We start from the raw sequence: 15,500 nt of genomic DNA, 5'->3' as shown, positions 1-15,500 counted from the left end.
TCTGAATGTAAATAACGGCGCGTAAAATAATCAATTTGGCGAAAAAAGAATAAAAAAAAGCCCACCGTAGGAGATGGGCAAAGACTACACACAGCAATTCACATGTATGGCATTACATAGTTCAGAAAGGTTGCTTTAAAATCAGTGATTTGAAGCAATAGATGGCCATAATACTAGATTTTTGAACGCGACTAGTCATTAAGAATCATCCTAATCGATAGCGGCATCACATTTTATTTGCGGGCGTTATCTCTTTTTACCGCTTGCAATACACAGGGATTTACATTGCACCTTTCATTCGCCGAGCCCCAATCAATATATGGCGGCATTATATTTGGCGTAGATATTACTCGAATGAGGTAGGAATAATGACGGGGCGAAATATTCCGCCCGACGATGCGGGCGGAAGGGGGGATTAGCGTTTTTCCAGATCTTCGATGACTTGCCCCGGCGCGGTGGTCGGCTCCGGCGCTTCATTCATCCAGGCGGTCAGCAGGCGATAAGATACCGCCAACACCACCGGGCCGATGAACAGGCCAATCATACCGAAGGCCAGCAAACCGCCGATAACGCCGGACAGGATCAGCAGCAGCGGCAGATCGGCGCCCATGCGGATCAGCACCGGGCGCAGCACGTTATCCAGCGTGGCTACCACGCAGCTCCAGACCAGCAGCACGGTGCCCCAGGTGGTATCGCCATGCCAGTACAGCCAGATGATGGCCGGCACCAGCACCAACAGCGGCCCCAATTGCGCCACGCAGCAGATAAAGATCAGCATCGTCAACAGGGTGGCGGCCGGAATGCCGCTCACCGCCAGACCGATACCACCCAGCACCGACTGCACCAGCGCCGTCACCACCACGCCCAGCGCAACGGCGCGGATCGCCTGGCCGCCCAACAGCACCGCCGCATCGCCGCGCGCAGAACCGAGGCGCACCGCAAAGTGGCGGATACCCAGTGCCACCTGCTCGCCGCGCGCATACAGCAATGCGCTGAACAGCAACATCAGCGCGCAGTGCAGCAGCAGACGGCCGATATGCGCCGCCTGTGCCACGAACCAGGTGGCGGTCTGGCCGAAGTACGGCTGCACCTTCGCCAGCAGCGCGGCGCCGCCGGCGTTAACCAGCGTGTGGTAGCTGGTGTAGAGCCTGTCGCCGATCCTCGGCACGGACTGCAGCCAGGCGAGGTCGGGAATGTGCAGCTTGCCCGGTGAACTGGCCCAGGCGATCAGCGGCGCGCTGTTATCCACCACGCTGCTGATCAGCAGGGAGATTGGCAGAATGAACAGCAGGATCAGCAGCAGGGTCATGACCAACACCGCCAGCGAACGGCGGCCCCACAGCAGTTTTTGCAGTTTGAGCAGCAGCGGCCAGGTGGCGATCACCACCATGCCCGCCCAGGCGAAGCCGAGAATAAACGGTTGGATCACCCAAAAACAGGCGACGATCATGATGGCGATAAACAGCACGCCGAAAATAATTCGCGGTAAGTCGTAACGCGATTGCGGGAGTGGCATCAGTGGCTTCTCATCCTGGTCAATTAAATCCCTGGCACCGGCGAATCGGGGTGCCTGTCGGTCGGTTTCTCACCGCCGGGCGGCCGCCTGTGGCGGCGCTCGCAGGGCGGTAATAATGTGAATGCCTTCACTAAACGAGTATGTTAGTTTTTAGTGTCACTAAAAAATAGGGTGGGTCTGAATTAAAGGCCCGATTCAGCGTACATCAGCGCATAAAAAATAGACGGACAGGGTCAAAAAGCGAATGATCCCACAGATTTCTCAGGCGCCCGGCCTCGTTCAACGGGTGCTCGACTTTTTGGAAGCACTGAAGCAAAACGGATTCAACGGCGACACCGCCACCAGCTACGCTGACCGGCTGACGATGGCCACCGACAACAGCATCTATCAGCTGTTGCCCGATGCGGTGGTGTTCCCCCGTTCCACCGCCGACGTGGCGCTGATCGCCCGTCTGGCCGGGGAAGAGCGATTCAAGACGCTGACCTTCAGCCCGCGCGGCGGCGGCACCGGCACCAACGGCCAGTCGCTCAATACCGGCATCGTGGTCGATATGTCGCGCCATATGAACCGCATTCTGGAGATCAACGTCGAACAAGGCTGGGTAAAAGTCGAAGCCGGGGTGATCAAGGATCAGCTGAATCAATATCTGCGGCCGTTCGGCTACTTCTTCTCGCCGGAACTGTCCACCAGCAACCGCGCCACGCTGGGCGGCATGATCAACACCGACGCCTCCGGCCAGGGCTCGCTGGTGTACGGCAAAACCTCCGACCACGTATTGGGCCTGCGGGCGGTGCTGCTGGGCGGTGAGATGATCGATACCCGCGCCATGCCGACGGCGCTGGCGGAAACGATTGCTCTGGAAGAGACCGCTGAAGGACGCATCTACCGCACGGTGCTGAGCCGCTGCCGCGAGCAGCGTGCGCTGATCCTGGAGAAATTCCCCAAGCTCAACCGCTTCCTCACCGGTTACGATCTGCGCCATGTGCTGAGCGACGATCTGCAAACCTTCGATCTGACGCGCATCCTGACCGGCGCCGAAGGCACGCTGGCGTTTATCACCGAGGCGCGGCTGGACATCACGCCGCTGCCGAAAGTGCGCCGTTTGGTTAACGTAAAATACGACTCCTTCGACTCGGCGCTGCGCAATGCGCCCTTTATGGTCGAAGCCAAGGCGCTGTCGGTGGAAACCATCGATTCCAAGGTGCTGAACCTGGCGCGTGAAGACATCGTTTGGCACTCGGTGAACGAACTGATCGCCGACGTGCCGGATAAAGAGATGCTCGGGCTGAACATCGTCGAGTTCGCCGGCGACGATCGGGCGCTGATCGACGGCCAGATGGAATCCCTTTGCCAACGGCTGGACGAACTGATCGCGCAGCGGCAGGGCGGCGTGATCGGTTACCAAATCTGCGGCGATCTGGCGGGCATCGAGCGCATTTACAACATGCGCAAGAAGGCGGTCGGGCTGCTGGGCAACGCCAAAGGGCGCGCCAAACCGATTCCGTTCGCCGAGGACACCTGCGTGCCGCCGCAACACCTGGCGGACTATATCGTTGAATTTCGTCAACTGCTCGACGACCACCACCTGAGCTACGGCATGTTCGGCCACGTCGACGCCGGGGTGCTGCACGTGCGCCCGGCGCTGGACATGTGCGACCCGCAGCAGGAGGTGCTGATGAAGCAAATCTCCGATCGGGTGGTGGCGCTGACCGCCAAATACGGCGGCCTGCTGTGGGGGGAGCACGGCAAGGGGTTCCGCGCGGAATACAGCCCTGAGTTCTTCGGCGAAGCGTTGTATGAAGAGCTGCGCCGCATCAAGGCGGCATTCGATCCCGATAACCGCCTGAACCCGGGCAAGATCTGTTCGCCGCTGGCGGTGGATGCGCCGATGATGCAGGTGGACGCGGTCAAACGCGGCACCTTCGATCGCCAGATCCCGGTCGAGGTGCGCACCTCATTCCGCGGCGCGCTGGAGTGTAACGGCAACGGCCTGTGCTTCAACTTCGACGTGCGCAGCCCGATGTGCCCGTCGATGAAGATCAGCGGCAACCGCATTCATTCACCGAAAGGGCGGGCGACGCTGGTGCGCGAGTGGCTGCGTCTGTTGGCCGAGCAGGGCGTCGATCCTTTGGCGCTGGAAAAACAGTTGCCGCAGCAGCGAGTCAGCCTGCGCGGTTTGATCGAAAAGACCCGCAACAGCTGGCATGCCGGCAAGGGCGAGTATGATTTCTCGCACGAAGTGAAAGAGGCGATGTCCGGTTGCCTGGCCTGCAAGGCCTGCTCCACCCAGTGCCCGATCAAGATTGACGTGCCGGGATTCCGTTCGCGCTTCCTGCAGCTCTACCACACCCGCTATCTGCGCCCGGTAAGCGACTACATGGTCGCCGGCGTGGAGAGCTATACCCCGTTGATGGCCCGCGCGCCGAAGGTGTTCAACTTCTTCTTCCGCCAGCCGTGGCTGCGGGAGATGAGCCGCAACGCCATCGGCATGGTCGATCTGCCGCTGCTGTCCAGCCCGACGCTGCGTCAGCAGCTGTCCGGCCATCGCGCGACCACGCTGACGCTGGAGCAGCTGGAAGGGCTGAGCGCCGAGCAGCGCGCAGAACACGTGCTGATCGTCCAGGATCCGTTCACCAGCTATTACGACGCCAAAGTGGTGGCGGACTTTGTCCGGCTGGTGGAGAAGCTCGGCTATAAACCGGTGCTGCTGCCGTTCTCGCCGAACGGCAAGGCGCAGCATGTGAAAGGTTTCCTGACGCGCTTTGCCCGCACCGCGCGCAAAACCGCCGATTTCCTCAACCGCGTGGCGCAGCTCGGCATGCCGCTGGTGGGCGTCGATCCGGCGCTGGTGCTGTGCTACCGCGACGAATACCGCGAGATCCTCGGCGCCGAACGCGGCGATTTCCAGGTGCAGTTGGTGCATGAATGGCTGCAGCAGCGGATAGCGGATCGCGCCGAACAGCCGGCGACCGGCGAGCCGTGGTATCTGTTCGGCCACTGCACCGAAACCACCGCGCTGCCGGCCAGCGGCCAACAGTGGGCGGCGATCTTCGCCCGCTTCGGCGCCAAACTGGAGAACGTCAGCGTCGGCTGCTGCGGCATGGCGGGCACTTACGGCCATGAAGCCAAGAACCTGCAAAACTCGCTCGGCATTTATGAGCTATCATGGCATCCGACGCTGCAGCGTTTGCCGCGGCAGCGCTGCCTGGCGACCGGCTATTCTTGCCGCAGCCAGGTGAAACGCATCGAGGGCAATGGCGTGCGCCACCCATTACAGGCACTTCTGGAGATGATTGAGTGAAATTGTGGAAACGTGAAACATCGCTGGAGCAGCTGAACCGCGCCGGCGACGGCTGCATGGTCAGCCATGTGGGCATCGAGTTTACCCTGCTGGGCGACGATTTCCTCGAGGCCACCATGCCGGTCGATGGCCGCACCCGGCAGCCGTTCGGGCTGTTGCACGGCGGGGCATCGGTGGTGCTGGCGGAGTCGATGGGATCGATGGCCGGCTACCTGTGCAGCGAAGGCGAGCAGAAAGTGGTGGGGCTGGAGATCAACGCCAACCATCTGCGCGCGGTGTTCGATGGCCAGGTGCGCGGGGTGTGTCGCGCACTGCACGTCGGCCGTCGCCATCAGGTGTGGCAAATCGAGATCTTCGACGCGCGCGATCGGCTGTGCTGCACCTCGCGTCTGACCACGGCGGTCATCGACTGATCCCCGCCGGTTTCCGCAGGCGATCGGTCTGCGGAGCCTTTCGCCTTACAGCTGAAACGGCACGCGTTTGACGAAGTCCTTCTGAAACGCGTTCGCCTTCTCCCAGGTGCCTTCCATTGCATATTTTTGGCAGATCAGCGTCAGCGTGTGGCGGGCGAAGTGGTAGCTTTGCACCCGAAACAGCTGGCAGCGCTGTGGGTTGTTGATCTCGACGATCAGCCGGTTGTGCAGCTTGCTGAGCGCGTGCAGGTAGCTGTCGTCGTCGCCGTTCTCCAGACAAAGATTGGCCATGGTGAGGCTGACGCTGTTGTACCGCTTCAGATGGTCGATATTGCATTCCGGGCGCCGCAGCGCCGCTTCGGCCATATAAAAGTCCACCGTGGCGTCGCGCACGCTGAATTTGTATTCATCAATCTTGCCCAGCAACCATGCGTTGATCGAAAGAGTCATTGGCTTCGCGCTCAAATTCAAATTGAATGATAATCATTATCATATAAACTGCCGCGTTGCCGATCAATCCCGGCGCGGCGTTTTTTTATTGCTCAGGAGAGTAAAAGACCGCCGCCGACCCAACTTAATCCTGAGCGACTAAACTTTAACCTGAGGGCCACGCGCTTGCGCCGCGCCACGAAATGCCGATAAACGCACATTTACGACAGACAGAATGCAGAAATAGGTATTTTCTATGAATGTTTAGAACGGCAACGCACCGCAGCGCTGTAACGCTGACGGGCCACCGGGGAACACGGTACGGTGATGCAGGATAGATAACGAATTCATAGGGATAGCATGCACACCTTGCCGCCTGACGCCGCAAGCCGCCACGGGTGTCCCGTTGGCTTGCCGCACGCCGCAGCGAAAAACCGCGCTCGCGGCGGATACCCCCGCAAAACAAACGGTTGAAGTGATAATCGTTATCACTAACATATAAGCAACCCAGATTGGCTGTGGCCAAACACGAGTGTGAGGTAGACCCTATGCAAACGGAAAATGTCGGCACTTTTTCTCTGGATGAAAATGTCTGGCAAGGCATTTCGCTCAGCGACAGCGCCGTACGACAAATAACGAAACTGATGCAGCAGGATCCGCAGGTGAAAGGGCTGCAGCTAGGGGTGAAACAATCCGGCTGCGCCGGCTTTGCCTATGTTCTGGATCTGACCCGCGAACCCGCTGATGACGATCTGCTGTTTGAGCGCGACGGCGCCAAACTCTATGTGCCGCTGAAGGCTATGCCGTTCATCGACGGCACCACGGTAGATTATGTCCGCGAAGGGCTGAATCAGATATTCAAATTCAACAACCCTAAAGCTCAGCATGCCTGCGGGTGCGGCGAGAGCTTTGGCGTTTGAGCGATGCAATCAACATGACACGAAGCAATGTAGAAATGCCTAATGAAGTGCAGGCTTGGGTCAGCGAAGGTCGCTACAAAGAAGGTTTCTTCACCCAGCTGGCAACCGATGAGTTGGCCAAAGGCATCAACGAAGAGGTGGTGCGCGCCATCTCGGCCAAGCGCAGCGAACCCGAGTGGATGCTGGAATTCCGCCTCGAGGCCTACCGTGCCTGGCTGCAGATGGAAGAGCCGCACTGGCTGAAGGCCAATTACGATCGCCTGAACTACCAGGACTACAGTTACTATTCGGCGCCGTCCTGCGGCAGCTGCGACGATGCCTGCGGTTCGCAACCCGGCGCCGAGCAGCAACCGGGCGCGGCGACGGAAAAAGATTACCTGACCAGCGAAGTGGAGCTGGCGTTCAATCAGCTCGGCGTGCCGGTGCGCGAGGGCAGTGAGGTGGCGGTGGACGCCATCTTTGACTCGGTCTCGGTCGCTACCACTTACCGTGAAAAACTGGCGGAGAGCGGGGTGATCTTCTGCTCGTTCGGCGAAGCTATCCAGGAATACCCGGACCTGGTGCGTCAGTACCTGGGCCGCGTGGTGCCGTCCAACGATAACTTCTTCGCTGCGCTGAACGCCGCGGTGGCCTCCGACGGCACCTTCGTCTATGTGCCGAAAGGCGTGCGCTGCCCGATGGAGCTGTCGACCTATTTCCGTATCAACGCCGCCAAAACCGGCCAGTTCGAGCGCACCATCCTGATCGCCGACGAAGGCAGCTACGTCAGCTACATCGAAGGCTGTTCCGCCCCGGTGCGCGACAGCTACCAGCTGCACGCGGCGGTGGTGGAAGTGATCCTGCATAAAGACGCCGAAGTGAAATACTCGACGGTGCAGAACTGGTTCTCCGGCGGCGAGAGCAAGGGCGGCATCCTCAACTTCGTCACCAAGCGCGCGCTGTGCGAAGGTGCCGGCTCGAAAATGTCCTGGACCCAGTCTGAAACCGGCTCGGCCATCACCTGGAAATACCCGAGCGTGATCCTGCAGGGCGACAATTCGATCGGCGAATTCTTCTCGGTGGCGCTGACCAGCGGCCATCAGCAGGCGGACACCGGCACCAAGATGATCCACATCGGCAAAAACACCAAGTCGACCATCATCGCCAAAGGTATCTCTGCAGGTCACAGCGAGAACACCTATCGCGGCCTGGTGAAAATCCTGCCGGGGGCGGAAAACGCCCGTAACTTTACCCAGTGCGACTCGATGCTGATCGGGCCGGACAGCGGTGCCCACACGTTCCCTTACGTTGAAGCGCGCAACAACAGCGCTCAGCTGGAGCACGAAGCCACCACCTCGAAGATCGGCGACGACCAGCTGTTCTACTGCCTGCAGCGCGGCATCAGCGAGGATGACGCCATTTCGATGATCGTCAACGGTTTCTGCAAGGACGTTTTCTCCGAGCTGCCGCTGGAGTTCGCCGTCGAGGCACAGAAACTTCTGGCCATCAGCCTGGAACACAGCGTGGGTTAATCGCCGCATTTTTAGCGCCGTCGGCGCTATCTGAGGACACAGCATGTTAAGCATCAAGAATTTGAAAGTCAGCGTGGAAGGCAACGAGATCCTCAAGGGATTGGATCTGGAGATCAAACCGGGCGAAGTGCACGCCATCATGGGGCCGAACGGCTCGGGCAAGAGCACGCTGTCCGCCACGCTGGCCGGGCGTGAAGAGTACGAAGTGACCGAAGGGGAAGTCACCTTCAAGGGCAAGGATCTGCTGGAGCTGGATCCGGAAGATCGCGCCGGCGAAGGCGTGTTCCTGGCCTTCCAGTACCCGGTGGAGATCCCCGGCGTCAGCAACCATTTCTTTCTGCAGACGTCGGTCAACGCGGTGCGCAAATACCGCGAGCAGGAGCCGCTGGATCGCTTTGACTTCGCCGATTTCATCGAAGAGAAAATCGCGCTGCTGGATATGCCGGCCGATCTGTTGACCCGTTCGGTCAACGTCGGCTTCTCCGGCGGTGAGAAAAAACGCAACGATATTCTGCAGATGGCGGCGCTGGAGCCGGATCTGTGCATTCTCGATGAAACCGACTCGGGCCTGGACATCGACGCGCTGAAGATCGTCGCCAACGGCGTCAACTCGCTGCGGGACGGCAAGCGCGCCTTTATCATCGTGACCCACTATCAGCGCATTCTGGACTACATCAAACCGGATTACGTACACGTGCTTTCCCAGGGGCGCATCGTTAAATCCGGCGATTTCTCGCTGGTGAAACAGTTGGAGGAGCAGGGCTATGGCTGGCTTACCGACCAACAGTAATTCAAACGCGCTGCAGCAGCTGTATCGCCTGTTCGAAGGCCGCGGCGGCGAGCGTTCGCCGCATGCGCTGGCGCACTGGCAGCAGGCGCTGCGCCTCGGCTGGCCGACGCGCAAACATGAAAACTGGAAGTACACGCCGCTGGAGAGCCTGCTGGAGCAGCAGTTCCTCGATCCGCAGCCCGCGCCGGTGAGCGCAGAGCAGCTTGAGGCGCTGGCGCTCGGCATCGATGCCTGTCGGCTGGTGTTTATTGACGGCCGCTACAGCGCCGCGCTCAGCGATGGCGATCTGGGCGACTACCAGTTCGAATTGACCGCCTACGGCACGCCGCAGGCGCTGCCGGAGCCGATCCAGCCGGAGATTTTCCTGCACCTGACCGAAAGCCTGGCGCAGGAAACCAGCCTGATTCGTTTGCCGGCCGGCAAGGCCCCGGCCCGCCCGCTGTACCTGCTGCACATCAGCAGCGGACGCGGCGCCACCGGGGAAGTGAACACCGTGCATCATCGTCACCATCTGGAGATCGGGCGCGGGGCCGAGGCGGAAGTGATTGAACACTATGTCAGCCTGGGCGAGGCCGCGCACTTCACCGGCGCGCGCCTGACCGCCAACGTGGCGGACAACGCCGGGCTGTTGCACTGCAAGCTGGCGTTTGAGAGCCAGCCGAGCTACCACTTTGCCCATAACGATCTGGTTATCGGCCGCGACGCGCGGGTGAAAAGCGACAGCTTCCTGCTGGGCGCCGGCCTGACGCGGCACAACACCAGCGCACAGCTGAACGGCGAAGGCGCAAACCTGGTGATCAACAGCCTGGTGCTGCCGGTGGGCAAAGAGATCTGCGATACCCGCACCTATCTGGAGCACAACAAAGGCTATTGCGAAAGCCGCCAGCTGCATAAAACCGTGGTCAGCGATCGCGGCAAGGCGGTGTTCAACGGCATGATCAAAGTGGCCAAGCATGCGATCAAAACCGACGGCCAGATGACCAACCATAACCTGCTGTTGGGTAAGGTGGCGGAAGTGGATACCAAGCCGCAGCTGGAGATCTACGCCGACGACGTCAAATGCAGCCACGGCGCCACCGTGGGGCGTATCGATGAAGAGCAGCTGTTCTATCTGCAGTCGCGCGGCATCGACAAACACGCGGCGCAGCAGATGATCATCTTTGCCTTCGCCGCCGAGCTGACCGAAGGCATCGCCAACGACACCATCCGGGAACGGGTGCTGGCGCGCATCGCCCAGCGCCTGCCGGGGGAGGCTGCATGAGTTATCCGATTGAACGCGTGCGCGGCGATTTTCCGCTGCTGGCGCGTGAGGTGAACGGCCAACCGCTGGCCTATCTCGACAGCGCCGCCAGCGCGCAGAAACCGCAGGCGGTGATCGACCGCGAGCTGGAGTTCTACCGCCACGGTTATGCGGCGGTGCATCGCGGCATCCACACCCTGAGCGCCGAGGCGACTCAGCAGATGGAAGCGGTGCGGGAGCAGGCGGCGCGCTTTATCAACGCCGCCTCGGCGGAAGAGATGGTGTTCGTCAAGGGCACCACCGAAGGCATCAATCTGGTGGCCAACAGCTTTGGCCGCCACCTGCTGCAGCCGGGTGATGCGATTCTCATCACCGAGATGGAGCACCACGCCAACATCGTGCCGTGGCAGATGCTGGCGCAAGAGCGCGGGCTGCAGCTGCGGGTGTGGCCGCTACAGCCGGACGGTACGCTGGATTTGGCGCGGTTGCCGGAGCTGGTCGATGCGTCCTGTAAACTGCTGGCGCTGACCGAGGTCTCCAACGTGCTGGGCACCGTCAACCCGGTGCGCGACATCATCGCCGGCGCCAGAGCCCTGGCGCCGAATTTGACGGTGCTGGTGGACGGCGCGCAGGCGGTGATGCACCAGTGCGTCGATGTTCAGGCGCTGGACTGCGATTTTTACGTGTTTTCCGGCCACAAGCTGTACGGTCCTTCCGGCATCGGCATGCTGTATGGCCGCCAGGCGCTGCTGCAGCAGATGCCGCCGTGGGAAGGGGGCGGCTCGATGATCCGCCAGGTCAGCCTGACGGCGGGCACCACCTTCGCCGATCCGCCGTGGCGCTTCGAGGCCGGTTCGCCGAACAGCGCCGGCATCATGGGGCTGGGGGCGGCGTTCGATTACGTCGAAGCCCTGGGCCTGAATGCGATCCACGATTACGAACAGTCGCTGATGCACTACGCGCTGAAGGCGCTCAGCCAGGTGCCGACGCTGAAAGTCTATGGCCCGGCCCATCGCGCCGGGGTGATCGCCTTCAATCTGGGTGAACACCATGCCTATGACGTCGGCAGCTTCCTCGATCAGTACGGCATCGCCATTCGCACCGGCCATCACTGCGCAATGCCGCTGATGGCGTTTTATCAGGTGCCGAGCATGTGCCGCGCTTCGCTGGCGTTATATAATACCCGCGAAGAGGTGGACCGGCTGGTGGCCGGGCTGCAACGCATTCATCAGCTATTAGGCTAGGCCGGGGCGCGTCCCCGGCGGTACAAAAGGATCCCCATGGCGAATTTGCCGGACAAAGATAAATTGGTGCGAAATTTCTCCCGCTGTTTGAACTGGGAGGAGAAATACCTGTACGTGATTGAACTCGGCGCCAAATTGCCGCCGCTGGACGAGGCCGAGCGGCAGGCCGGCAACCTGATCTCCGGTTGTCAGAGCCAGGTGTGGATTGTGATGCGCCTCGATGAGCAGGGGCAGGTCGAATTTTACGGCGACAGCGACGCGGCGATCGTCAAAGGCCTGCTGGCGGTGGTGTTTATTCTGTATCGCCAATTGACGCCGCAGCAGATTGTCGAGCTTGACGTGCGGCCGTTTTTCGCCGAGCTGGCGCTCAGCCAACACCTGACGCCTTCGCGTTCACAGGGGCTGGAGGCGATGATCCGCGCCATTCGCAGTAAAGCCACGCAGCTGGCCTGAGCCTGAACGCCCCGTCCTTGAGGGCTCATTGATACATTCGCTTTGTCAATGAGCCTTTACAATCCACGCTTTCCCCCCAGATAACATCCCCAATTCAGTGATATTTCAGCAGCTTATCCGTTGACGTTTCGTTGACAATCAGCGGCGGTGATTACGTTATAACGTGTTGATTTTTAGAGAACTTATTGCCTTTGATGCCAGCATTGCTAGTATTAATCAGGTATTGTCTGATTTACCCGCCGCCAGGCGCTCGTTAGCCTTGGGGACGAACCGTCATAAAAAATATAGGGATGATAATGAAACGTGCGTTGAGTTTAATGGGCATGGTCTTCGCCACCGTATTGGCCGGCACGCAGGCCGCCAGTGCGACCGAGTACCCGCTGCCGCCGCCGGACAGCCGTCTGATCGGTGAAAACACCACTTATACCGTGCCAAACGACGGCCGTCCGCTGGAGGCGATCGCCGCCGACTACAAGATTGGCCTGCTGGGCATGCTGGAAGCCAACCCCGGCACCGACCCGTTCCTGCCTAAGCCGGGTACGGTGCTGACCATTCCGACCCAAATGCTGCTGCCTGATACCAAGCGTGAAGGGATCATCGTCAACCTGGCCGAGCTGCGCCTTTACTACTATCCGAAAGGCGAGAACAAAGTGATCGTCTATCCGATCGGTATCGGCCAGACCGGGATGCACACGCCGCTGGAAGTGACCTCCGTCAGCCAGAAGATCCCCAACCCGACCTGGACGCCTACCGCCAACATCCGCAAACGCTATCAGTCCCAGGGCGTGACGCTGCCTGCGGTGGTGCCGGCCGGGCCTGAGAACCCGATGGGGCTGTTCGCCCTGCGTCTGGCGATGGGGCGCGGTGAATACCTGATTCACGGCACCAATGCCAACTTCGGGATCGGCATGCGCGTCAGCTCCGGCTGTATTCGTCTGCGTCCGACGGACATCGAAGCGCTGTTCAACCAGGTGCCACGCGGTACGCGGGTGCAGGTGATCAACGATCCGGTGAAGATTTCGGTTGAGCCGGACGGCAAACGCTATGTGGAAGTGCACCAGCCGCTGTCGCGGGTAGAAAGCGACGATCCGCAGACCATGCCGATTGCGTTGTCTAAAGCGGAGAAAGCCTTCGCTGCAGATGGGCAAACCGATCGCGCCGTGTTCGATAGCGCGGTTGTACGCCGCTCTGGCATGCCGGTGCTGGTCAACGTGGGGGAGAACCCGTCTGAGGTGCGTTTAACGCCTGTAGCGGCGCCAGCGGCGAATAAGAGCCCATTTAAGGCAGCACCAATCAGTTCAGTGAACTAAGTTTGCAGGACTGAGCGGTCGAAGAGGGGTTCAGCGTGCTGAACCTCTTTTTTTTGCCTGCCGAGCTGGAAAGCCCAGGCGACAAACAGGCAAAAAAAAACGGCGCACAATGTGCGCCGTTTTCAATAACCAAAGCTATCTTACTTTTTGTAAGCGTGAGCTTGGTTGTCCAGACGCTGGTTAGCGCGTGCTGCGTCGTCTTTAGCCGCTTGAACGTCAGAACGCATTGCGTTCACGTCGTTGCTCAGCTGATCAACTTTAGCGTTCAGAGTCTGAACGTCAGAAGACAGTTGATCGATTTTAGCGTTGCTTGAGCAGCCAGCCAGCAGAGTGGAACCCAGGATTACCGCGCCCAGTACCAGTTTAGTACGATTCATTATAACACCCTCTAGATTGAGTTAATCTCCATGTAGCGTTACAAGTATTACACAAACTTTTTTCGAAAGAGAATAATTTTTTAGTGTTGAGGTGCTTTATTTTGATCGTTCGCTCAAACTTGCATCTGGTTTTACAAATTAGTTAAAAAAACGAGGGAAAACAGCCGGCTTCCATGGGACTACTCCGATTTGTTATTAGCTAAATAATGAGCAGTTCGCGGTTGCGTTTTGAGAAAAATAGTTTACTGCCGATAAAAAAAACGCCGCAAAGCGGCGTTTTGATCAAGATAATTATGTCACGTTTTATATTACAGCACGTGTACCGAGGCGGTGTTGGTGGTGCCGCTCGGCACCAGCGCGCCGGAAACCATCACCACGACGTCGCCTTTTTGCGCCAGGCCGCTGGCCAGCGCGGCTTCTTTACCGATGCGGTAGAAGTCGTCGGTGGAGGCGATTTCTTTGACCATCTGCGGGATAACGCCCTTGCTCAGCACCAGCTGATGCGCGGTGGTCTGGTTGGTGGTCAGCGCCAGGATCACCGCGTTCGGGAAGTATTTACGCACGGATTTCGCTGACTTGCCGCCGCTGGTGGCGACGACGATCAGCGGCGCGTCCAGTTTTTCGGCGGTTTCAACCGCACCGCGGCATACCGCTTCGGTGATGCGCAGCTTGCGGCGATCGTTCAGGGTATCGATGCGGCTTGGCATCACGCGATCGGTGCGTTCGCAGATGGTCGCCATGATGTTGACCGCTTCCAGCGGGTATTTGCCCTTGGCGCTTTCGCCGGACAGCATGACGGCATCGGTGCCGTCCAGAATGGCGTTGGCGACGTCACCGGCTTCCGCACGGGTAGGGCGCGGATTCTTGATCATGGAGTCGAGCATCTGGGTGGCGGTGATCACCACTTTACGCGCACGGTTGCATTTTTCGATCATCATCTTCTGGGCGAAGATCACTTCTTCTACCGGGATCTCGACGCCCAAGTCGCCACGGGCAACCATGATGCCGTCGGACGCTTCGAGGATCTCGTCGAAGTTGTTCAGGCCTTCCTGGTTTTCGATCTTGGAGATGATCTGGATCTGCTCGCCGCCGTGGGCTTTCAGGTGTTCGCGGATCTCCAGCACGTCGGAGCGCTTGCGGATGAAGGATGCCGCCACGAAGTCGACGCCTTGTTCGCAGCCGAAGATCAGGTCGCGCTTGTCTTTTTCGGCCAGCGCAGGCAGCTGGATCGAAACGCCCGGCAGGTTGACGCCCTTGTTCTCGCCCAGATCGCCGTTGTTCAGCACCTTACAAATGACTTCGTTTTCGGTCACGTTGGTGACTTCCATGCCGATCAGGCCGTCGTCAACCAGCACGGTGTTGCCGATCTTCAGGTCGGCGGCGAAGCCGGCGTAGGTGACCGCTACGCGATCGCTGTTGCCGATCACGCTCTGGTCGGTGGTGAAAGTGAAGGTTTGGCCGGCGACCAGCGAGGCGTCTTTGCCGCCTTCCAGTTTCATGGTGCGAATTTCCGGGCCTTTGGTATCCAGCAGGATGCCGGCGTTGATACCGGTTTTCGCCATCACGGCGCGCATGTTCTTGATGCGGTTGCCGTGCTCTTCATAGTCGCCGTGAGAGAAGTTGAGACGCATCACGTTCATGCCCGCATTGAGCAGGTTGGTCAGCATTTCTTCCGATTCGGTTTTTGGACCGATGGTACAAACAATTTTGGTCTTTTTCATGGCGGAGTTTTCTACAAGTTGTGATGGATAAAAAAACGAATTTGACCGGCGCGGTTTACGCCGGTAGGGAATTTGGGCCGTGCCTGGTGGTGAAAAACATAGTTAAGGATAGGTGACGACAGTTGAAGCGGGGCGGAAAAATTCAGCCCGCGCGGGGGCGCGGGGATGCTGCGCAACGGGGTAAGATCAGATCGTGTTGTTATAGCGTTTTCGCAGATCAAGGGCTGAAACCATTCAACTGATAGACGTTGCGCATTATAAAGGCTAAGCGGTGG

13 protein-coding genes and 1 other RNA gene are annotated in these 15,500 nt (G+C 59.4%); 9 read left to right on the top strand and 5 right to left on the bottom strand.

Translation table 11 applies throughout. The annotated features are described in order from the left end of the window. Window positions 1–49: 49 nt before the first annotated feature. Window positions 50–159, bottom strand: an RNA gene (rprA, locus tag GF111_RS01400) — antisense sRNA RprA. Between the two features lie 256 nt (window positions 160–415). After that, complete coding sequence (gene ydiK, locus GF111_RS01395) at window positions 416–1,516, bottom strand: AI-2E family transporter YdiK (RefSeq protein ID WP_147191006.1); 1,101 nt, start codon at window positions 1,514–1,516, stop codon at window positions 416–418. A 244-nt stretch (window positions 1,517–1,760) separates the two neighbouring features. On the opposite strand from ydiK, the gene GF111_RS01390 reads away from it, so the two are divergent. Together GF111_RS01390 and menI are read left to right on the top strand one after the other, a co-directional pair. Further along, window positions 1,761–4,817 carry an FAD-binding and (Fe-S)-binding domain-containing protein gene (locus GF111_RS01390; RefSeq protein WP_147191008.1) on the top strand — a complete coding sequence of 1,019 codons (3,057 nt, stop codon included), beginning with the start codon at window positions 1,761–1,763 and terminating at the stop codon, window positions 4,815–4,817. After that, window positions 4,814–5,230 carry a 1,4-dihydroxy-2-naphthoyl-CoA hydrolase gene (gene menI, locus GF111_RS01385; protein ID WP_047727660.1) on the top strand — a complete coding sequence of 139 codons (417 nt, stop codon included), beginning with the start codon at window positions 4,814–4,816 and terminating at the stop codon, window positions 5,228–5,230. Before GF111_RS01390 ends, menI begins: the two co-directional genes overlap by 4 nt. A gap of 45 nt (window positions 5,231–5,275) precedes the next feature. Here the strand turns inward: menI and GF111_RS01380 are convergent, their stop codons facing one another. Continuing rightward, window positions 5,276–5,680: a hypothetical protein gene (locus GF111_RS01380; protein ID WP_047727659.1), complete on the bottom strand. Its 405-nt coding sequence runs from the start codon at window positions 5,678–5,680 to the stop codon at window positions 5,276–5,278. A 527-nt stretch (window positions 5,681–6,207) separates the two neighbouring features. Between GF111_RS01380 and sufA the strand changes: the two genes are divergently transcribed. From sufA to GF111_RS01345, 7 genes are all read left to right on the top strand, one after another. Next, entirely contained in the window at window positions 6,208–6,579 is a 372-nt protein-coding gene (gene sufA / locus GF111_RS01375) for a Fe-S cluster assembly scaffold SufA (protein ID WP_004931368.1), read from the top strand. 14 nt (window positions 6,580–6,593) lie between these two features. Then, entirely contained in the window at window positions 6,594–8,090 is a 1,497-nt protein-coding gene (sufB, locus tag GF111_RS01370; protein WP_038871010.1) for a Fe-S cluster assembly protein SufB, read from the top strand. 43 nt (window positions 8,091–8,133) lie between these two features. After that, window positions 8,134–8,880, top strand: coding sequence for a Fe-S cluster assembly ATPase SufC (gene sufC / locus GF111_RS01365; protein WP_004931365.1), 747 nt, complete (start codon window positions 8,134–8,136; stop codon window positions 8,878–8,880). Then, the gene (gene sufD, locus GF111_RS01360) at window positions 8,855–10,141 is read left to right on the top strand and encodes a Fe-S cluster assembly protein SufD (protein WP_055317084.1); all 1,287 of its coding nucleotides are present in this window, start codon (window positions 8,855–8,857) and stop codon (window positions 10,139–10,141) included. Before sufC ends, sufD begins: the two co-directional genes overlap by 26 nt. Next, on the top strand, window positions 10,138–11,364 hold the full coding sequence (gene sufS / locus GF111_RS01355) for a cysteine desulfurase SufS (RefSeq protein WP_048233564.1): 1,227 nt from the start codon (window positions 10,138–10,140) through the stop codon (window positions 11,362–11,364). The genes sufD and sufS overlap by 4 nt, the downstream gene beginning before the upstream one ends. 36 nt (window positions 11,365–11,400) lie before the next feature. After that, window positions 11,401–11,817 carry a cysteine desulfuration protein SufE gene (gene sufE / locus GF111_RS01350; RefSeq protein WP_038871003.1) on the top strand — a complete coding sequence of 139 codons (417 nt, stop codon included), beginning with the start codon at window positions 11,401–11,403 and terminating at the stop codon, window positions 11,815–11,817. 296 nt (window positions 11,818–12,113) lie between these two features. Beyond that, window positions 12,114–13,127, top strand: a complete 1,014-nt coding sequence (locus GF111_RS01345; protein ID WP_038871000.1) for a L,D-transpeptidase family protein — start codon at window positions 12,114–12,116, stop codon at window positions 13,125–13,127. Between the two features lie 140 nt (window positions 13,128–13,267). Here GF111_RS01345 and GF111_RS01340 read toward each other — a convergent pair whose 3' ends face one another. Both GF111_RS01340 and pykF read right to left on the bottom strand, forming a co-directional pair. Continuing rightward, window positions 13,268–13,504 (bottom strand): major outer membrane lipoprotein, encoded by a 237-nt coding sequence (locus tag GF111_RS01340; protein ID WP_004931354.1) that lies wholly within the window; start codon window positions 13,502–13,504, stop codon window positions 13,268–13,270. A gap of 308 nt (window positions 13,505–13,812) precedes the next feature. Next, window positions 13,813–15,225 carry a pyruvate kinase PykF gene (gene pykF, locus GF111_RS01335; protein WP_038870996.1) on the bottom strand — a complete coding sequence of 471 codons (1,413 nt, stop codon included), beginning with the start codon at window positions 15,223–15,225 and terminating at the stop codon, window positions 13,813–13,815. Between the last annotated feature and the right edge of the window lie 275 nt (window positions 15,226–15,500).

The organism is Serratia sp. HRI (assembly GCF_010119335.3).
Classification (GTDB): domain Bacteria; phylum Pseudomonadota; class Gammaproteobacteria; order Enterobacterales; family Enterobacteriaceae; genus Serratia; species Serratia nevei.
This window is presented reverse-complemented; position numbering and strand designations above follow the sequence as displayed.